Origin of the sequence: Psychrobacter okhotskensis, assembly GCF_965638355.1 — a bacterium.
In the GTDB taxonomy this organism is placed as follows: domain Bacteria; phylum Pseudomonadota; class Gammaproteobacteria; order Pseudomonadales; family Moraxellaceae; genus Psychrobacter; species Psychrobacter okhotskensis.
Map to the genome: position 1 here is coordinate 2,815,714 of NZ_OZ281822.1, position 18,814 is coordinate 2,834,527.

Annotated in this window: 18 protein-coding genes; 7 read left to right on the forward strand and 11 right to left on the reverse strand. The window is 43.7% G+C overall.

Annotated elements, in window-relative coordinates:
* Window positions 1–30: 30 nt before the first annotated feature.
* The 5 genes from ACSUPM_RS11700 to pilG all read right to left on the reverse strand — a co-directional run bounded on the left by ACSUPM_RS11700 (window position 31) and on the right by pilG (window position 4,370).
* Entirely contained in the window at window positions 31–981 is a 951-nt protein-coding gene (locus ACSUPM_RS11700) for a CheR family methyltransferase (protein WP_201582982.1), read from the reverse strand.
* Window positions 982–1,130: 149 nt separating this feature from the next.
* Window positions 1,131–2,531 (reverse strand): methyl-accepting chemotaxis protein, encoded by a 1,401-nt coding sequence (locus ACSUPM_RS11705; protein WP_201577378.1) that lies wholly within the window; start codon window positions 2,529–2,531, stop codon window positions 1,131–1,133.
* Between the two features lie 201 nt (window positions 2,532–2,732).
* Complete coding sequence (locus ACSUPM_RS11710; protein ID WP_201582978.1) at window positions 2,733–3,263, reverse strand: chemotaxis protein CheW; 531 nt, start codon at window positions 3,261–3,263, stop codon at window positions 2,733–2,735.
* 3 nt (window positions 3,264–3,266) lie between these two features.
* A complete protein-coding gene (locus tag ACSUPM_RS11715; RefSeq protein WP_025652330.1) occupies window positions 3,267–3,629 on the reverse strand; it encodes a response regulator in 363 nt (120 codons plus the stop codon).
* A 363-nt stretch (window positions 3,630–3,992) separates the two neighbouring features.
* Window positions 3,993–4,370, reverse strand: a complete 378-nt coding sequence (gene pilG / locus ACSUPM_RS11720) for a twitching motility response regulator PilG (protein ID WP_010201623.1) — start codon at window positions 4,368–4,370, stop codon at window positions 3,993–3,995.
* Window positions 4,371–5,088: 718 nt separating this feature from the next.
* Between pilG and ACSUPM_RS11725 the strand changes: the two genes are divergently transcribed.
* From ACSUPM_RS11725 to ACSUPM_RS11750, 6 genes are all read left to right on the forward strand, one after another.
* On the forward strand, window positions 5,089–6,315 hold the full coding sequence (locus tag ACSUPM_RS11725; RefSeq protein WP_436879966.1) for an efflux RND transporter periplasmic adaptor subunit: 1,227 nt from the start codon (window positions 5,089–5,091) through the stop codon (window positions 6,313–6,315).
* 306 nt (window positions 6,316–6,621) lie between these two features.
* Window positions 6,622–7,344, forward strand: coding sequence for a response regulator transcription factor (locus ACSUPM_RS11730; RefSeq protein ID WP_201582972.1), 723 nt, complete (start codon window positions 6,622–6,624; stop codon window positions 7,342–7,344).
* Window positions 7,345–7,537: 193 nt separating this feature from the next.
* Entirely contained in the window at window positions 7,538–9,757 is a 2,220-nt protein-coding gene (locus ACSUPM_RS11735) for a HAMP domain-containing sensor histidine kinase (protein ID WP_101212248.1), read from the forward strand.
* A 271-nt stretch (window positions 9,758–10,028) separates the two neighbouring features.
* Complete coding sequence (locus ACSUPM_RS11740; RefSeq protein WP_037025372.1) at window positions 10,029–10,799, forward strand: methionine ABC transporter ATP-binding protein; 771 nt, start codon at window positions 10,029–10,031, stop codon at window positions 10,797–10,799.
* 19 nt (window positions 10,800–10,818) lie between these two features.
* Complete coding sequence (locus tag ACSUPM_RS11745; RefSeq protein WP_025652325.1) at window positions 10,819–11,505, forward strand: methionine ABC transporter permease; 687 nt, start codon at window positions 10,819–10,821, stop codon at window positions 11,503–11,505.
* Between the two features lie 168 nt (window positions 11,506–11,673).
* Window positions 11,674–12,636: a MetQ/NlpA family ABC transporter substrate-binding protein gene (locus tag ACSUPM_RS11750; RefSeq protein ID WP_025652324.1), complete on the forward strand. Its 963-nt coding sequence runs from the start codon at window positions 11,674–11,676 to the stop codon at window positions 12,634–12,636.
* A 172-nt stretch (window positions 12,637–12,808) separates the two neighbouring features.
* Here the strand turns inward: ACSUPM_RS11750 and ACSUPM_RS11755 are convergent, their stop codons facing one another.
* On the reverse strand, window positions 12,809–14,038 hold the full coding sequence (locus tag ACSUPM_RS11755) for an MFS transporter (protein ID WP_265089666.1): 1,230 nt from the start codon (window positions 14,036–14,038) through the stop codon (window positions 12,809–12,811).
* 264 nt (window positions 14,039–14,302) lie between these two features.
* Between ACSUPM_RS11755 and ACSUPM_RS11760 the strand changes: the two genes are divergently transcribed.
* Window positions 14,303–15,151 carry an aldo/keto reductase gene (locus ACSUPM_RS11760; RefSeq protein WP_025652322.1) on the forward strand — a complete coding sequence of 283 codons (849 nt, stop codon included), beginning with the start codon at window positions 14,303–14,305 and terminating at the stop codon, window positions 15,149–15,151.
* A 98-nt stretch (window positions 15,152–15,249) separates the two neighbouring features.
* Here the strand turns inward: ACSUPM_RS11760 and ccmE are convergent, their stop codons facing one another.
* The 5 genes from ccmE to ccmA all read right to left on the reverse strand — a co-directional run bounded on the left by ccmE (window position 15,250) and on the right by ccmA (window position 18,697).
* Entirely contained in the window at window positions 15,250–15,750 is a 501-nt protein-coding gene (ccmE, locus tag ACSUPM_RS11765; protein WP_025652321.1) for a cytochrome c maturation protein CcmE, read from the reverse strand.
* Window positions 15,751–15,992: 242 nt separating this feature from the next.
* Window positions 15,993–16,214: a heme exporter protein CcmD gene (gene ccmD / locus ACSUPM_RS11770; RefSeq protein WP_025652320.1), complete on the reverse strand. Its 222-nt coding sequence runs from the start codon at window positions 16,212–16,214 to the stop codon at window positions 15,993–15,995.
* A 44-nt stretch (window positions 16,215–16,258) separates the two neighbouring features.
* On the reverse strand, window positions 16,259–17,047 hold the full coding sequence (gene ccmC, locus ACSUPM_RS11775; RefSeq protein WP_025652319.1) for a heme ABC transporter permease CcmC: 789 nt from the start codon (window positions 17,045–17,047) through the stop codon (window positions 16,259–16,261).
* A 218-nt stretch (window positions 17,048–17,265) separates the two neighbouring features.
* Window positions 17,266–18,003, reverse strand: a complete 738-nt coding sequence (locus ACSUPM_RS11780; protein ID WP_227523265.1) for a heme exporter protein CcmB — start codon at window positions 18,001–18,003, stop codon at window positions 17,266–17,268.
* A gap of 64 nt (window positions 18,004–18,067) precedes the next feature.
* Window positions 18,068–18,697, reverse strand: a complete 630-nt coding sequence (gene ccmA, locus ACSUPM_RS11785; RefSeq protein ID WP_201582969.1) for a heme ABC exporter ATP-binding protein CcmA — start codon at window positions 18,695–18,697, stop codon at window positions 18,068–18,070.
* Between the last annotated feature and the right edge of the window lie 117 nt (window positions 18,698–18,814).

Here is an 18,814-nt window from a genome sequence, read left to right on the forward strand (position 1 = left end):
AGGTTTATCCTAACTCGTCTAGGCGGTAATTTAGGCACTGATCTTTTGCCACGCATTAATCTGTGGGTGCGCAATACGGCGCATATTTGAAGGACGCCAAAACAACGCCTCACCTGGAGCCAATACAATATAACCACCTAAGGCACACTGCTCTGACAGCTTAGTCAGAATATCCCGTTGATCAAACTTACGAAAATATAGCAGCATATTTTGGCAGATAATGACCTGTTGTAGATGCGGGGTGGGTGGTTCTTGATTGATGATATTGTGTAAAGCAAAGCTAACATACTGCTGTAAAGTTGGCGCGATTTGCCAATGTACTCGAGTTTGACTGCTAGCATTTTTTAGTATAGATAAATCACAGGCAGTCGATTGTTCAGTCATAGTCTCAGGACGTAATGGATGAATAAATGGCTGGCAACAAGACGGAATTAACGTTTTTTGGCGTTGGTCGTACTGTGCCATACGTGCTTTTGTCAGTGCTTGCTGGCTGACATCAGTGCCTAATATGACATAGTTAACCAGCTGCTTCGATGCCAAACTCATGGCAAGCGACCAAGTCTCCTGCCCACTGGCACAACCGACACTCCAAATGCGAAACGTCTCATCAATACTGTCATCTGTTAGCGTCAGGCACTGATGCTGCAAGGCACACTCTGTGACAAAATCTATAGAAGGCAAGTGGCGAAAGAAGCGACTTTCGTGAATCAGCACTTTATCCAATAGTTGCTGGCGCAGCGCATCGTTGTTCGGCAATTGACGCCATAGTTGCAGCGCTGATAATCCATTCGCAACAGCGGTACGATCAATCGCATTTACTAGCCACTGGCGTTGAATATCGGGTAAAACAAAGCCGATTTCTTGCTCTATATAGCGTTGCCATTGCTGCGTATCAAAACTATCATCTTGCCTTAAAGCTGTTACCGAATCGGAACTGGCTTTATCGACTATATTAGCGTCTTGTTGAGTACGATTATCCACGTGACCTGCTCTTGCTCCTGCTGCCCACTCTTAATATTAGAGCAGTCCTTTGATTAAAATCTCAAGATAACAACACCCTAAGCTTAATGGCTATTTATGATGGCTAACAATTAATTATTAAGCATTAGCCATTAAGCAAAAGCGATTGATTAAGCATTGGCTACTAAGCTTTCTTCCACTTCTAACTGCTCATCATCGTTTGATACTTTAAAGCCCGTAACTGACTCTTGGAGAGCGGCAGCCATTTCACTTAGCTCGCCGATAGAGCGCGCTGTGGCCATCGTACCCGATGATGTTTGTGAAGTAATGTCTTGAATAATATTCATCGTATGAGAGATGTGACCAGCAGACTCAGCCTGTTGTTGGGCGGCGTTTGAGATATTTTGAATCAGATCTGCCAAGGTATTAGAAACGCTCTGTACTTCTTCTAGAGCTTCACCAGCATCTTTGGCCAAACGCGCACCGCGCACAACCTCAGAAGTCGTTGATTCCATTGACATCACGGCTTCGTTGGTATCTGCCTGAATAGTCTTTACCAAGGTTTCAATCTGTTTGGTGGCATTGGCTGAACGCTCAGCCAGACGTTGAACTTCATCAGCAACGACCGCAAAACCTCGACCAGCCTCCCCTGCCATTGATGCCTGAATAGCCGCGTTCAATGCCAATACGTTGGTCTGATCCGCAATATCATTAATCAAACCAACGATATCACCAATTTCTTGCGAAGATTCACCAAGACGTTTAATACGCTTTGAGGTCTCTTGAATCTGGTCACGAATAACATTCATGCCTTCAATAGAGCGCTGTACAACCTCTGCCCCGTTATAAGAGATGGCAACCGAGCGCTGGGCAACCGTTGCAGACTCTGCCGCGTTGTTCGAAACTTGGTCAATCGAGACGGTCATCTCATTAATCGCAGCCGATACGCCCGCGATTTCTTGCGCTTGGTTTTCCGAGGCTTCAGCAAGCTCAACGGCATTCATCTGGGTTTGTTCTGAGGACTGCGAGACGCGATCAGCCGTGCTGTTAATAACCAATACCAACTGACGCAATTGGTCAATGGCAAAATTTACCGAATCAGCAATCGCCCCCGTAAAGTCTTCTGATACGGTCGCATTAACCGTCAAATCACCATCTGCCAAATCACCCAATTCATCAAGCAAACGCAAAATTGCGATCTGGTTACGCTCGTTTTCTTCTTGAATTTGACGAGCACGCTCAGATTCCGCTTCTGCTTCTTGGCGACGACGCAAGGTCTCTTTTTCGATGAGTAGACGCTCTGAGCCGCCACGTTGCTTGAGTAATTGGTATAGGGCAAATAAAATACCTACGACACCTATCACAAACAAAATCACCGGCAATACCACTGATTGATTGAAATTGGTCAGATATTGACTCACTGATGATAGTGAATTGACCAGCCAAATCAGACAGGCCACAGTCAATAAAGCAAAAAGCCCTAATAATAACTTCCAAGTATTATTAGCGTCTTTCACCGTGGGGGTCGTTTTACTATTACCAGCTACAGGGTTATTTATAACATCACTCATCTTGCGTATTCCTTTCGAACAATCGTCAAAGTCTTATCGTGACTGACTTCGACAATCATATTGTTATCAAAACAACAGTGATTAACAAAGCCTGTATGAATGCTGACATACAACCGTATCATGTCAGTCGGTATTTATTTTTATCGTGCTAGGTGCTAGCAGTCGAGTATTTTATGACAGCAAATACTCTATGACAGACAGTTATAGCGCCGCATCAGCGTACTGCAAATCTTGCACCAACAAGCTTGGCATAAAAATATACCAATCTTGTTCATTTTTAAAAAACTTGCCATGATTGTAAGGTGCAAATGGCGAGTCGTTTTCAAGGGCTTCTGGACGATATTGACCACGAGTAAACTGTTCAATACCTAGCACTTGATCGACAAGCAAGCCTGAGAACACATTGTCATGATTGATGACAATAACTTTACGTTGACTCATTTGTGCCAAGCGACTGGGCACCTGCAAAAACTCGGACAAGTCCGTCAGTGGTAATAGGCGTCCGCGAATATTAGCGATGCCGAGCATCCAGGGCTTTACTAAGGGCAAACTGGTGAACTCCGGCATGGTCAGTACTTCTGAAACCTGACCCATTGGTGCGACCAAACGCTGACCACCAATCTCGAATACTACCCCTTGCCAGTCGGATTCTTGTCCGCCGTGACGGCCACTTTTGCGCGCGCGTGCCAAATCTGCTAAACGCAGAAGCTCAATAAATCCTCTGGAAGCCACAAGTTACCCCATTACTTTGCGAATGACATTGACCAGACCATTTTCGTCAACTGGCTTGGTGATATATTCTTTAGCGCCTTGACGCTTACCCCAAACACGATCCGTTTCTTGATTTTTGGTGCTGATCATGATGACCGGAATATGCGACGTTGTTTTGCCACGTGTTATCTTACGGGTGGCCTGAAAACCATTCATTTCAGGCATAACCACATCCATCAAGATGACATCTGGTAAATGATCGGCTGCCATTTGACAACCTTGCTCACCATTTGTCGCTTCAAGGACTTGATAGTTGTTTTTTGCAAGCATGTCGCGAAATTTCGCCATCTCAGATGGCGAGTCGTCAATGACTAAAACAGTAGCCATGGAAATTTCCTTTATTTTCGATGATATCCGTTCGGATATATTGTTGAGACAAATCTATTAAAAATAATGCCTAATGCCTTGTTGGCAACACTATTTTTACGATGATACCTATTTTTACGGTGGTACCTATGAAATGACAAACACTGATTGATAACCATCATGATCACTGGGCTGTTTATAACGTGGTTATTTAACATCAACACTTCATTTATAAAGTATTCAATAATCACGGCAGCAACAGTTCACTTTCTTAATAACAGTCCTCTCAGCTACTTGCCTTAGCCGTAACGCTATATGCATTAATCATGCCAATATAACTGTCTAATTAACTGCCTAGCTATCAATTATATAGGCCGTTATGCATTAGCGATATTGGTTGATTGCCTCAAACAGCTCATCTTTACTAAATGGCTTAGTCAAGTATTCATCCGAACCTACGATACGTCCACGCGCTTTATCAAACAAACCATCTTTAGACGACAGCATAATCACAGGCTTACTGGCATAGTCAGGGTTATTCTTTATCAATGCACATGTCTGATAACCATCCAAACGTGGCATCATGATATCAACAAAAATGATATCGGGATTGTTATCAACAATCTTGGCTAAAGCATCAAAACCATCAATAGCGGTCACTACTTCGCAGCCCGCTTTTTGTAATAAAGTCTCTGCAGTACGGCGAATGGTTTTAGAGTCATCGATAACCATGACTTTCAAACCTTCAAAATTATTTTCCATTATCATTGTCCTATAAACGGCTATTATTCGTAGCACTATCTGCCAGTGCAAAATTTTAACAGTTATTTCAATTTATAAAATGGTTTATTCTTGGATTGAGATGAACGGTTAAGTTTGTATTTTACGCTGTCACGATCGCTAACATGTTCTCTATCAGTATTCGCCTATCAAGCATGGCGTTACCATCGGTTACTATACGCACTTTAGCGACAATTATCTTCGTGTATTAAGCGCTATTTTTGGCTTTTATTTTTCAAAAAACTGCCAGATGCTTGTCTTTATAAAGCAGCCTATCTGCTGACTCACTTTGCTTATAGAAATTTTTAGACTTGCTCAAAACTGGAAAGCCTAAACCTTGTCAGCATCATAAATTTAACTGGCTCGATATCTGTTGAAATGTACACAAAGGGTCAAAAGGGTTTAAGGTTGAGTAAAAACAATACTTACCTTACCGAATAATCTTCATTTGTGATAAATATGTATCATTATATTTTTATATGTTCGTTTTAGCACAGTTACTGGTTGTTTTCCAGTCATTTAGTGAATTTATGTTCAAATTAATCATTGAGTTAGTGAGAGTCTTTTGATTATGCTCCCTAATTTGTCTCAGGTTACTTTTGCCATCTACCGTCTGGGCATGTTGCATAAATATAATACTGTTATTTGCCCTTACCTCAATTCACTATATAATAAAATGACGTTTACGAGAGTGCTTGGTATGAGAGTTTTGAGAGGTTTAAAGAGTAAAGGTTTAAAAAATAGTGCATATTTATGTACTGCTTTGCTATTGCTTGCTGCCTGTCAGCCCTCGCCCCCTACTGATGAGCCCGTGACCGCTGAAAATAGTGAGACAGTAGAGACGCCCATTATTATTGACGATGATAGCGTTACCCTGACGCCTGACCATATTTTGAGTATAAAACCCTCACGTTATCAGCCCAGCATAGGATTGCAAGGCATTATTGAACCTATTAAAAAAACCCAATTCATAGCTTCAAACGCGCTCACTGTGCAGCAAGTATTGGTAGAAAAAGGCCAATGGGTAAAAAAAGGCACACCACTGCTCATCGTTCAACGTCAGGGAACGGTCAGTCAATCGATAGAGTCGGCTGCTACGTCAAGAGCCGCAGATGAGAAGTCCACAAACTCAGACGAGCCCACGCAAAATAATAATTCAGAGAACACAAACCAAACGACGACGCCACAAAAAAACAAGGCAAGCGTTGAAACCAGTCAGCCTAGCGTTGATACTAGCATTAATACTAGTATTGATAAAAACACGGTAACAGCCCGCAATAACGCCTCTGCTAGCGCCAAACAGCCATACGAATTGATGACTGTACGTGCCAGCTTTTCAGGTCGCATCGAAAAGCTATCTGCTAAAGCCGGACAAGCAATAGACGCGCGTCAACCGCTATTGCAGCTCAGTGATGAGACTGAATTACATTTCATAGCGACAGTACCCATTCAAGTGGAGCCTCAGCTTTCTGTCGGTCAGACAGTGAATTTTAGTGCTGAGGGCATGTCAGATAAATTCACTGGGCAGGTCAGTAAATTGACGGCAACGACTCAGCCAAAACAGCTTTTGGTTCATGTGAATGTCGTCAATAATGAAATCAGCCGTGAGAAACTACAGCCTAATATGCAAGTAACAGGGCGTGTTGATTATGGTCAAATCGATGTAGGGACGATTGTCCCCGAACGCGCGTTGCATGATGTCGACTTAACGGAGCTGCAGCGACCGCCGCATAAACCATTAAGACCGTTGAGCGCCAATGTATGGATTATCAGGCAAGATCAGCGTTTAACTCGTCAGCCAGTCGAGGTCGTCGAGTACGATCCAAGTACCAAACAGTACTTAATAGCTGGCATTAGCAATGACAGTTTAATTTGCCTTGCTGACTTAACCATTGAATCTAAAGGCAAAAAGGTGGTGGTTTCCTAAAAAATGAGAAAGAAGAGAAAAAGACAGTTACATTGTGTAGAAACATTAACAAAGCGTGTCTTGTTTAGTCATAGCTGAATTAGGCACTATAGTATTATTACCCTGTCCTATATTGGCTGAGGCCTTAATCATATTTTCTTAACCCTATCTTAACGGTGACTGTCTTATGGTTCAGAACCCTATCAATTTATGACAACTTACCTTTAAAATAACCTGAATTTAAATTAACGTAAATATCGAGGCGCGCTAGAATTTTAATAAAAAGCAGTTTCTTGACAAACCATAACAACAACTAGAGGACAAGCCATGAGTAAGCAAATTTTGTTAATTGAAGATGATCCAGATCTAGCAGAATTGATCAGCGACTATCTGACCATGAATTATTATGACGTACATCATGCAGGACTCGGTCAAGAGGGTCTAGAATTACTAGATACCAAAGAGCGCGATATTGATTTAGTGGTGCTTGATTTGATGCTACCCGATATGGATGGTATGCAAGTTTGTCAAAAGATACGCGGCAATAAAAACAACATGACCAACAAAGTGCCGATTATCATGCTAACCGCCAAAGGTGATACCACCGATCGCGTCTTGGGTCTAGAAATGGGTGCTGATGACTATATCTCTAAACCGTTTGAGCCACGTGAACTCTTAGCACGTATACGCGCAGTCATTCGTCGTCACGAGCAACCAAACCAAGCAGATAGCCAATCGGACAGCTTGACCTTTGGCCGTCTCAGCGTGTTCCCTGATAGCCATGAAGTGACTATTGATGAGCAACCTGTGCGTTTGACGACGCATCAGTTTCAATTGTTGCACTACTTTGCCACCCATTCTGGTAAAGTACTGAATCGTGAGCAGTTATGGCAAGCCATGCCAAATGATGACAGCTCAGACAATATTGATCGCGCTATCGATGTTCATATCTCGCGTTTGCGTGCCTTGATTGAAGACAATCCACGTCAGCCAAAGCGTATTATTACCGTACGCGGTGTTGGTTATCAGTTCGCTACCGATCAGGTGTAATCTTAAATAGCTAATTTTTGAAGTAGCTAAATGACGGCGGCTGATTTGATTCATCGAAACACTTATTGTGGAAAATTAGTCACCGTTTCGCGGCAAATTAGTCACCGTCATTTTTATTAAATAATATGTTTATTAAACAATCTAAATGGCATGATATAAATCGATATGAGCATCTGATAATAGAGATGGTTTAATGCAGCAATTGGGTTTTCGTTCCGTCTTTGCTAAGTTATTTGCCAGTGTCATGCTGGCACTTATCCTATTTGCGGTTGCCATGGTGCTATTGACGCAACTGGTGCATGACAAAGATGCGGGTATTCGCTCAGAAGTATTGGCGACCCAAATTTTGGGTCAAATCGATCCCTTCTTACATGAGCTCAATATCGCCATCAGCAAGGACAACCGTTTACAGTCACGCTTTATGCTCGCTGTAGTCAAAAAAAGTTTTGATATTTTTGATGAATCCTTACAAGCAAAAATGGGCTTATACGACAATGAAGGTCATTTGCTCATGCAGACTGACAATAGCGACTTGCCGTTAGAGCTGCCGCCCACGCCCTCCTTATTTTCACGTGTTTTTCCTTCTCTTTCAGACACCTCCCCTACGAAGCAAGCTCAAGTATATAGTAGCACTGGTTATACCTTGCTGTACGAATCACGCTTGCCACCTAAAAAACCTGTACTCTCCGCAGCTTTAAATTTATTTACGGGTACTCTACTGCTGCTCTTGATTATGGCAGGCGTTCTATGGCTGATTGCTCGCACCATGACTTGGCGCATCAATCAGATGAGCCAGCAGATGACCCAATTGGGTGACGGTGACTTTACCGTACGAGTCAATGCACGCGGCAGTGATGAAATCGCCTCGTTAGCACGCGGATTTAACCAAGCGGCACAAAAAATTGAGCATCTTATCAATGCCAACAATCTGCTCTTGGCGCATGCCTCTCACGAGCTGCGGACGCCGATTACCCGTATCCGTCTACAAATCGAGATGATGGATATGCTGGCGGATGCGATGCCAATGGATACCAAAGCGAAATTTGACAAACGCGCGCAAGCGATCAACCGTGATTTATCAGGGCTTAATGACTTGGTTGAAAGTATCTTATTGGTCAGTCGCTTAGATGCCGGTCATGTCATGCAGCAAGTCGAGCATTTGGACTTATATGACTTAGTGAATCAAGAACGCCAACATTACCCTGAAGCCACTTTGATTGGTGAGCATATAGTCATCGATGGTCAGGCACCGATGTTGACCCATCTTATTCGCAACCTTTTGACCAATGCTATGTTACATGGTAAACCACCCGTTACCGTGCTGATTTATGGCGTTCAGACTATTGACGAAGCCGATACCGTTCCAGATTATTTACTGCAAACGTTGGTTTCTAGTAGCTTTGCTGATTATAACCGTTCGGATTTTGAGCATTATTACGAATCAAACGAGTCCGATAACTTAGCGCTGCAAACATCAACACAACCAGGCGAGGTTTCTGACGACTCTCATATAACCAATACTGAGAAAGAAAAAGCAGAGATGGTTGTGATATTACCGGCGCCGCCTATTTATCGAAATGGTGAAAACCTTGCGCTCGATAGTAACGATGCTGCAGCTGACGCTTCAAATGCGGATGTCACTGATATCATTGCTGAAAGCACTGATGTTATGGGCAACGCTGATATAAAGGGGTTAGAAACTAGCCCCTCAGCAACAGACGCTAGTAAAGATGCAAAAGTGAAAGAAAATACTGCTAAAAATCCTATACTCACTGACGATACCACTGCTATTAATCCTGAAGCATCACTAATCCCCAACTACCAAAGCTTTACCACAGATTTGACTGAAAAAATTAAAAAGGTTATTTGGAGAGCCGTGCCGGATAACGAAGAAGACGTCCAAAAATCTGCGGAAATTCATAACGATAATGAAATGACCGTTAATAGCGAAGGAGCTCGTAAAGCCAACGATGCGTTGCTAACTAGCAATGGTCAATCCCGCAAAACTGATAAACTCGCGACGGATAAAACTGCTAGCAAAGACGACGTTAAAGCCAACACCCAAAATGAGAGTGACGCGCCGATTGCCGCGCGTAAAGAGAATCTATTTACCAAACATATCAAAAAGTCTAAAGCCGAACCCATACGTCCGTTACCAAAATACGCCGTGCTGGCGGTTATTGATGAAGGCGAAGGCATTCCTAAAGACAAACGCGAGGAAGTATTCAGTCCATTCGTGCGCTTGCAGCAAAAGAACAAAGGCTCAGGTTTGGGATTATCCTTGGTCTCACAAATCGCTACTGCTCACCAAGGGCGTATCGTGACCGATACTATTAATGGCCACACCAGATTTTTGGTCGTTATACCCGTAAAGCAAGATCCTCATTACAACTACCACGACAATAATAATTAAGATATGGCTGTACCTCTTTTATCGTCATCCTTCTGAGTAATCACGCCCTTTGCACCCCGCCATTTACATTTTTCAGATTTCTTAGAGCTAATAGCCATTAGTCATAAGCAAGTCACGGATGTGCATATCCAAAACATTGCATAATATGCTATATTACTGCCCCTTATTACCATTGTTAATGCTAGCAAATATCCGATTTTGCGCTGCCATAGGTACACTGCAGTCTAATTTTTCTATAACCATCATAAACCTATTAAATTTTGAGCCCTCCATGAGTGACATGATTGTCTTAAACGATGTGACCAAAAGTTTTTTAAGCGACCGATCAATCAAAGACAAAGACGGCAAGCCGCATTGGTTTACCGCTGTCGAACCGACCTCGTTGTCTGTTCAGCAAGGTGAGATTTTTGGTTTGATGGGTTATTCAGGTGCTGGGAAATCGACCCTTTTGCGCTTAATTAATTTGCTCGAACGCCCAGATTCAGGTCAAGTGGTGATAGATGGGACGGATTTGACCACCTTGTCTGCCAGTGATTTGCGTATCGCTCGTCACAACATTGGTATGATTTTTCAGCAATTTAACCTCATGTCCAATCGCACCGTCTTTGATAACGTCGCATTTAACTTGATGGTTTCTGGCTATCCGCGTCGCGATATTCACAAGCGAGTGATGGATTGTCTTGAGATTGTAGACTTAACTGATCGCGCTGGTCACTATCCGGCGCAGCTGTCGGGCGGACAAAAACAGCGTGTTGGTATCGCCCGCGCGATTGCGCCCAGCCCCAAAGTATTATTGGCTGATGAGCCGACCAGCGCCCTTGATCCAGCGACGACGCGAAGTCTGCTGACTTGTCTACGTGATATTAATGAGCAACTCGGCGTCACTATTGTCATCGTGACTCATGAGATGAGCGTCATTCGCAGGCTGTGCCATCGTGCGGCGCTATTACACCAAGGGCAATTACTTGAAGTGGCAGATATTCGCGATGGTCTGATTCAGGCCACTACACCAATTGGTAAAGGCTTAGTGCACGAAGACTAATGAGGCAGGAGAAATACATATGTTAACTGGTGCTGAATTATCCGCCTCAATCGACAAGCTATTGCTGCTACGCAAAGAGATTGTAAAAGCGTTTATTGATACCTTCATTATGCTTGGTATCTCAACGACAGTCGCGATTGTAATCGGCGGACTGTTCGGAATATTCTTATTTTTGTCGAGCGATCGGCAGTTTTTGCAAAACAAAACCCTCTACGGCATACTGGGCGGCATTACCAACTTTATGCGCGCCTTTCCGTTTGTTATTTTGATGATAGCCATGAGCCCATTTACTAAGGCTATCGTCGGCACAGGTATTGGCCCCATCGCTGCCTCTTTGGTACTAGCGATTGCAGGTTCATTCTACTTTGCCCGCTTGGTCGAGCAAAACTTGCGCGAAGTACCGCGTGGTATCATCGAAGCGACGGAGTCTATGGGCGCCCGCCCCTTTACCATTATCAAAGTATTGCTCAATGAAGCGCGCTCAGGTTTGGTGTTATCCGTGACCATCCTTTGTATCAGTCTGCTGTCTTATTCAGCGGCGGCTGGTATGATTGGTGGCGGTGGTCTGGGTGATTTGGCCATTCGTTACGGCTACTATCGTTATCAGACAGAGGTGATGATTTTTATTGTCATTATGCTATCGATTATGGTCATATCTATTCAAGCCTCTGGTAACTGGCTGGCGACGCGTTTAGACAAACGTTAAACCGCTTTAGCAAATACTTGACATTGTCAGCGACTAGGGTTATTTTTGGCAGTAATTAATCCTTGTCTCAGCTCATAAGAAAGCAGCATTACTACATTAGAATGTTGCTTTTTTAATGCTCAGACGATAACTATCTTACCCAATCCCATGTATTAATAAGGAAATTTTATGAAATTAACAGATATTAGCCGTCAACTGGCGACGGCATTTGCTGCGGTTGGCGTATCAGGCCTAGTCTTAGTTGGTTGCAACAACTCGTCAGCACCAGAAGCGACCAAAGAGCCCGTTACCGAAGGCTCAACGGCTGAAACGGCTGCTAGCGACATCGATCCTGACCATACCAAAATCGTCATCGGTACGACCGAAGGTGATTTTGCTGATATGGTACGTAACCAAGTGAAAGGCTCGCTAGAAGCGCAAGGTTACGAAGTTGAACTGATTCCTTTTACGGATTATGTACGTCCTAACTTGGCATTGGCTGAAGGCGACTTGGACATCAACATCTTTCAGCACAAGCCTTATCTAGATACTTTCAAAAAAGAAAACAACCTTGATTTGGTTGAAGTATTCCAAGTACCAACGGCGCCTCTTGGCATCTATTCAGGCAAAAAGACTAGCCTCGATGATGTATATAAAGGCATGAGCGTCTCTGCACCGAACGATCCAAGTAACTTTGCGCGTGCGTTAGTGATGATGAGCGACCTTGGCTGGCTTACTCTAAAAGACAATGTAGATCCATTGACAGCGTCAAAAGCAGACATCGCTGATAACAGTAAATACGATATCAAAATTGTTGAATTAGAAGCGGCGCAATTGCCACGCGCCCGTGATGAAGTTGACTTTGCAGTGATTAATGGTAACTATGCCACTGATTCTGGTATTAAACTGACCGAAGCGCTGTTCCAAGAGCCAAGCTTTGCTTATGTCAACTGGTCAGCGGTTAAATCTGCAGATGTAGGCAAAAAATGGGTCGAAGACGTGACGGCTGCTTATAACTCAGAAGCCTTTAAAAAGTATGCGCATGATAGCTTCCCAGGTTACAAGTACCCAAAAATTTGGGGTGAAAATGCGGCTACCGATAAGGCCGTCGCTACCACGACAGCACCTACTACCGAAGCAGCTGCTCAATAGTTGATAGCTTAGTAATTGATAGACTAATAGTTGATAACTTAGTCATTAAATTTTTAGATATTTAAAGAGTATTCATTCATATCAACGAATAGCGCTAACAAGCCGAAATATAAATACAAAGATGCCCATTACTTATAAGTAATGGGCATCTTTTATGGTCTGCATTCTATAGTCAGTGGAAAGTAGGCGTATCTAAGGTTTTTTTAGAGATTACCGTAATAATAATGGCCGGAACAAAACAAAGAATAGACAGATATACAATGCCGAAAACACCTGTCTCTGGCAGGTGCACCAAAATCAAACCCGCCAACCATGTCGCAATCATAATTGAAAAGTTAAACACACTAGATTGTACTGACGTGGCGATAGCTTTTGCCTCGGTGACCTGATGGCTAACGGCTGTTTGAAACATCGTGACCAAAGGTCCGAATGCTAAGCCCCACAGTAAAAAGGCAAAATGCGCAAACCCATTAGTCCCGCCAAAGAAGACAAACAGCAGCATCGTCATAGCACCGCAAGCCAACATCCCAACGATTAAACCCCGTAAATGGGTGTCAATAATCTTGGCCGATAGTATGACTGAGATGACAGAACCAATGCCAAAAATCAACAGCGCTAAGCTGATACCACCGACAAACTCTATGGTTTCGACCAGTAGCGTAATATAGGTGTAGGTACTGTAATGCGCGACGACTGCCAAGAAAGTGAGGGCTAAGACTATCCAGACCCCAGATATTTTTAGCACCGCTATTGGCGAATTGCTTTGCGTCAGCTTTTCACCTTTTACGGATGGTAAGAATTTCATCGCCAATAGTGCAATGACCCCACCTAGTACACCAAGCACGATAAACGATGTGCGCCACCCTACTTGCGTACCAATAAAAGTCATAATCGGTAACCCAAGACTCACGCCAAAGGTGTTACCCGCCATAATAATAGTAATCGCCTTACCCTGCATATTCTCGGGCACCAATTCAGTACCGTAGGCTGCAATCATTGGCCACATAATACCGGCGCAGATACCACCCAAAATACGCATGACCACGATGAGAGAATAAGAAGAAGTGAGGCCGACGACGATATTAGAGACAGCAAAACCTGTCAATAAAGCCATAAGGAGAATCTTTCGATTGACCCACAGCGTCATACTGATGAGTGGAATGGCAAAAATCGCTGATGCCAGTGCATAGATACCGACCAAAAATCCAACTTGGGTCTGTTCAATACCAAGACCTACAGTCATTTGTGGCAAAATACCGGAAGGCATAAGCTCTGAGAGTATACCGATAAAAGTAACGCTGGCCATAAGACCGAAGATAAACCAAGAAAGAGGATTTTGTCCGGTGCTATTGGTTTTTGCCAGACCGTCTTTTGAATGAGTGATTTCTGAAAAAATAGCCACATCCTCTCCTAGTTGAATGAAGTGTTCAGAAGATTAGGTAATCTTCCTTTATTAATAATTCCGTCCATAAACACCTAACCATCTCTAAAATGACGTTACAGCCTGTTTGTCCTTTGTAGGAAAGCGTCACGGGCTCTTTCACTTCAGCCTGCTTTTTTCTATAGTGGTTGGGCTGTATAGAGGTCGAGACAATAATATTCATGAGTAATCGCTCTCTTGATAAGTCCTCTATTAACAAATCACACAAATAACAAGGATAATAATATGCATGCTAAAAAGTATAATATTCGTACCGCAGGACAAGCCAACATTCCAGTATTAGGACTGGGCACTTGGCAGTCAACGGGGCAAGACTGTATCGATGTCGTTAGCCAAGGTCTTAAGATGGGCTACGAACATATCGATACCGCCCAAGCTTACGGTAATGAATTCGAGGTTGGCCAAGGTATTAAGCAATCAGGCGTCGCTCGTGATAAATTCTTTTTGACCACAAAGATTTTCCCTGATGATATGAAGTTTGAGCCAGAGAAACTCATGGCAGCAGCAAAACGCTCATTAGAGAATTTAGATACCGATTATGTGGATCTGCTACTCTTGCATTGGCCTGACGACCGCGTACCACTATCTGAGACAATTCCAGCACTATGCGAGTTGCAAAAGCAAGGTTTGACGCGCCATATCGGGGTTTCTAATTTTAATATTGCCAATATCATTGAAGCCAAGAAATATGCAGATGTGCCGATTGTGGTCAATCAGGTTGAGTTTCATCCCTTTATTAAGCAAAAAACCTTGCAAACTTTTTTGAACAATCACCATATTCTACTTGAAGCTTATTCGCCACTTGCACGCGGTGATGTGTTCGATAATGAGGTTATCAAAGAAATCGCTGATAAGCATAACATCACGCCTGCACAAGTATCGTTGGCTTGGATTCTGTCAGACAAGCACCGCGTTGCTATTCCAAAGACGTCTAATCCTGACCACTTACAAGGTAACTTGGATGCAATGAAGGTGCATTTGAGTGCAGAGGAACTAGAGAAAATTGGCAAACTTGCCAGTAGTGATGGACGTAAAATCGAACATCCTGATTATTCACCTGAGTGGGACGATTGATTGACGTAAAATCGTTATATACTTAATCAATTAATAATTTACTAAACAAAAAAAGCCACCGAGCAAATCGGTGGTTTTTTTATTGGTATTCGCAACCACTATTGTTGAAGCGTTTTGGTTTCATGTATCGGCTCAGCAGGGTTATATTGCTCAGAAGAAGGCACTGCGACGCTCCGATTGTTTTCTTTCATCGATTTGGCCACCTCTGGCGGCATATAGTTTTCATCATGCTTGGCCAATACTTCACCAGCCACAAAGATGTCGCCTTGCATCTTACCGGTAGCGACAACGCCTGAGTTTTCAGCAAATAAATCTGGCAAAATACCTTGATAGGTCACAGGTACGGTCGATTGAAAATCCGTGATGGCAAACTCAACGTTCAATGGATTGTCTTCGGCGCGTTGAACACTACCCGCGACTACCATACCACCAGCACGAATACGCTTGTCTTGCGGTGCCTCACCTTGCGCAATCGCGGTAGCATCAAAGTAGTAATCAGTCTGTTGCCCAATAGCATAAATAACCAACACCACGGCTATCGCTGCCCCTGCAAGCGTAAACATAACCCACATCAGTTTTTTGCGACGAACTGCGTTCATACCACTACCTCATTGATGAGTCGCTGTTTTGTAGAATATAGACAGTCTATAAAACAGAAAATATTAAAGAAACTACCATTAGAAAAACGTTCTAAAAATGTCTTTCTAATCGTACTCTTCTAATAGCTATATGGTAGCATTTTTCGCATAAATCAATAAGCCCCTAGCAACTGACGGGGTCATATCTTTACAATTGAGAGATCATAATTTTGTGAGCTAAAGTTATGATATTAAAATATTTTTTACATCGGTTGCTTAGTTTTAGAATTAGGAGTTTTAGCCGTACGCTGTGCTTGCCGCGCTTGCTGAATAGTCAGCTGCTTGATTAAAGCCTGTCGTTGCCTGCGACTATAAATAACAAAAGCCAGCATCATGCCAACGGTAATGGCCCAGCATGACCAAACGAACACGCCATGCTTACCCATGGCAAGAAATTCAGATACGCTATAAAAGTAAGGCTGCATAATATTTTCCTAGCCGTTATTTGTTTTGGCGACAGTCGTTGCCGTCATTTGGCTTGCCCGCGAATATACTCTTTGACCCACGCTTTGCCTTGATCACGATACAAGATAAGCGTATTGGTACGATAAATCGCTAACGTCGCGACCAATAAATAACTACCGACAATCATTAGTAATAATGGCATCCACATATCTGCAGACATTTTGGGCGCGGCGGTTAAAGTAAAGGTCGAGCCTTGATGCAAGGTGTTCCACCACTGTACCGAATACTTAATAATAGGCAAGTTTACTGCGCCAACAATAGACAAAATAGCGGCAGCTTTACCACGATTGGCAGTATGCTCAAACGCGGCAAACAGGGCCATGACGCCCGCATACAAAAATGCCAAAATGAGCATAGAGGTCAAACGCGCATCCCAAACCCAGTAAGTGCCCCACGTCGGTTTTGCCCAAATAGAACCCGTAATCAAGCTAATCACACAGAGCAAAAATCCTAGCGGAGCAAGCGCCTGCGCCACAAGACTGGCAGTCTTAATTTTCCAAACCAAAAAAATGACCCCGAGCACTGCTAAGGCAAAATAAATAGAAATGGCAATGCTAGCAGCAGGCACGTGAATAAAGATAATGCGGTAGCTATTACCTTGCAGGTAATCAGGTGGCGCAAAAGCGAGACCCCAGACGCTACCGATCACAAGACAAATAGTGGCTAATATTGCCAGCCACTTGACCCAAGGCGAAAAAATGCGAAAAAACTGCTTGGTACCCACAGTGGTCAAAAAGCCCTGCCAGATGCGCTGCCACAGGCTAGGAGATGAGATGTTATTCAGGTTGGGCATGGGAATAAACCTATTGGCACAGCGTATTGGTTGTAACCGATATAGCGCATCATGGGCGCGACTACCTGTCAACCTGCCGGCGTTAAACACTGGATAGAATCTACGAGTGATTGTTTACTTAGTTAGCTGGCTATTATAGCAAAGTTGCCAGTTTTCAACATGCTGTTAATACATTGGGTTTAAACGACTGGGTGTTGATAGTACAGAAAGTCTACTGTTTAATTGAGCCATGACATTTTTAAGGTCATCGCAATCACCCATGGCATCACCAACACTGAAATAATACTACCTGCCAATAATAATGCCAGTATCGGTAAGCCATTAAGACCAGTGGCAAATAAATCCACTGCTCCTGTGGCAAAAATCAACACCGGCAATTGCATTGGTAAGGCGATCAAAGGCACTAGCACTGCACCATTCTTCAATGACAGCGTCAAACTACTTGCCACTGCTGACAGCATCAAGAGCATCGGACTGCCGGTCAAAATAGACGCCATCAATATCCACGCCTCAAACCAGCTAAGCTGAAACAAAGGCACGGCAAGTAAACTAAGCGCTGCCACAATGCCACTACTAAAAATCCAATGGATGACTAGGCGGATGAGCACCCATAACGGCAGCGACGCTTTGGCAACAACCAATTGCGCCAGTGTGCCATTATCAAGAGCGGGCTTAAATAAGCCATCAACACCCATTACTAGTGACAATAGAGCAGCAATCCACACCGCTGAGACCCCAAGACGCTGTAACAGCGCAGGTTCGCTACCAACGGCTAGCGGAAACAAGGTGATAATCACTAAAAACAGTACCAAAGGGTACAACCATTGTACCGCTCCTTGCTGCTTCACGTGCCACTCGCGCCGCCATAACTGCCTAAAGCTGATAGCGCGCGCAGGTGATACGCTAACGTTTGAGCTTGTATTAACCTTGTCTACTGGCTCGTCTATTTCTATCATTTATTCGCTCTTCCACGGATGACTGGCACACTTATACTACTTATCACACTTATGCTAACAACATTCAAACCATATAGTCGGACAAATCGAGCACTTGATTGGCGACGCCGACAGCCTGATGACTGGTCATCAATATGCCACCACCAGCCGTGGCAAAATCGCGCAACCTGTCTTCCATCCGTGCCACCATATCGACATCAAGGGCGGTAAAAGGCTCATCAAGTAGCCATAACGGGGTCACGTCCGGCGTCAATAAATATAACCTTGCCAGGGTGATACGGCGCGTTTGCCCAGCCGATAAATGGCTTGAGCTAATCGTCTCAAAGCCTTGCAGTCCGACCCAAGCTAAGGCGTCATCGATATCAGCAACACTTGGGCTGATGCCGTATAAATTCAACAGAAAGGTGAGGTTTTGTGCGACCGTCAGATTTGGATGGATACCCAACTGATGCGACACATACAAAGGCTGAATAGGTAAACTTGCAGATCCTTGATAATACACTTCACCGCTCAGCACCGGCAACAATCCAGCCAGCTGCATCAGTAGCGTCGTTTTACCCGTACCATTAGCACCAATCAGATGACAAATACTGCCCGCCGGTAAATCGAGCGCAACGCCTTCACATAGAGGGACTTCACCGCGCTGAACGGTCAGCTCATCAAGCGTAAGTAAGGCGATATTCAGAGCTGTCATTCAAACCTCGTATTATTTATCAAGCGGCAGTCAATATTCATCACCAACAAATATCATGTTCGTGGCATAATACTTTATGCTTACCCCAACCACACAGTATAACAAATTGTCGATAAC

Excerpts from the sequence above, each read along its gene's own strand:
- ACSUPM_RS11750 (WP_025652324.1), top strand. The coding sequence starts at position 11,674 with ATGAAATTAACAGATATTAGCCGTCAACTGGCGACGGCATTTGCTGCG.
- ACSUPM_RS11730 (WP_201582972.1), top strand. The coding sequence starts at position 6,622 with ATGAGTAAGCAAATTTTGTTAATTGAAGATGATCCAGATCTAGCAGAA.
- ACSUPM_RS11705 (WP_201577378.1), bottom strand. The coding sequence starts at position 2,531 with ATGAGTGATGTTATAAATAACCCTGTAGCTGGTAATAGTAAAACGACC.
- ccmA (WP_201582969.1), bottom strand. The coding sequence starts at position 18,697 with ATGACAGCTCTGAATATCGCCTTACTTACGCTTGATGAGCTGACCGTT.
- ACSUPM_RS11760 (WP_025652322.1), top strand. The coding sequence starts at position 14,303 with ATGCATGCTAAAAAGTATAATATTCGTACCGCAGGACAAGCCAACATT.
- ACSUPM_RS11745 (WP_025652325.1), top strand. The coding sequence starts at position 10,819 with ATGTTAACTGGTGCTGAATTATCCGCCTCAATCGACAAGCTATTGCTG.
- ccmE (WP_025652321.1), bottom strand. The coding sequence starts at position 15,750 with ATGAACGCAGTTCGTCGCAAAAAACTGATGTGGGTTATGTTTACGCTT.
- ACSUPM_RS11735 (WP_101212248.1), top strand. The coding sequence starts at position 7,538 with ATGCAGCAATTGGGTTTTCGTTCCGTCTTTGCTAAGTTATTTGCCAGT.
- ACSUPM_RS11780 (WP_227523265.1), bottom strand. The coding sequence starts at position 18,003 with ATGATAGAAATAGACGAGCCAGTAGACAAGGTTAATACAAGCTCAAAC.
- ACSUPM_RS11740 (WP_037025372.1), top strand. The coding sequence starts at position 10,029 with ATGAGTGACATGATTGTCTTAAACGATGTGACCAAAAGTTTTTTAAGC.
- ACSUPM_RS11725 (WP_436879966.1), top strand. The coding sequence starts at position 5,089 with ATGAGAGTTTTGAGAGGTTTAAAGAGTAAAGGTTTAAAAAATAGTGCA.
- ccmD (WP_025652320.1), bottom strand. The coding sequence starts at position 16,214 with ATGCAGCCTTACTTTTATAGCGTATCTGAATTTCTTGCCATGGGTAAG.
- pilG (WP_010201623.1), bottom strand. The coding sequence starts at position 4,370 with ATGGAAAATAATTTTGAAGGTTTGAAAGTCATGGTTATCGATGACTCT.
- ccmC (WP_025652319.1), bottom strand. The coding sequence starts at position 17,047 with ATGCCCAACCTGAATAACATCTCATCTCCTAGCCTGTGGCAGCGCATC.
- ACSUPM_RS11715 (WP_025652330.1), bottom strand. The coding sequence starts at position 3,629 with ATGGCTACTGTTTTAGTCATTGACGACTCGCCATCTGAGATGGCGAAA.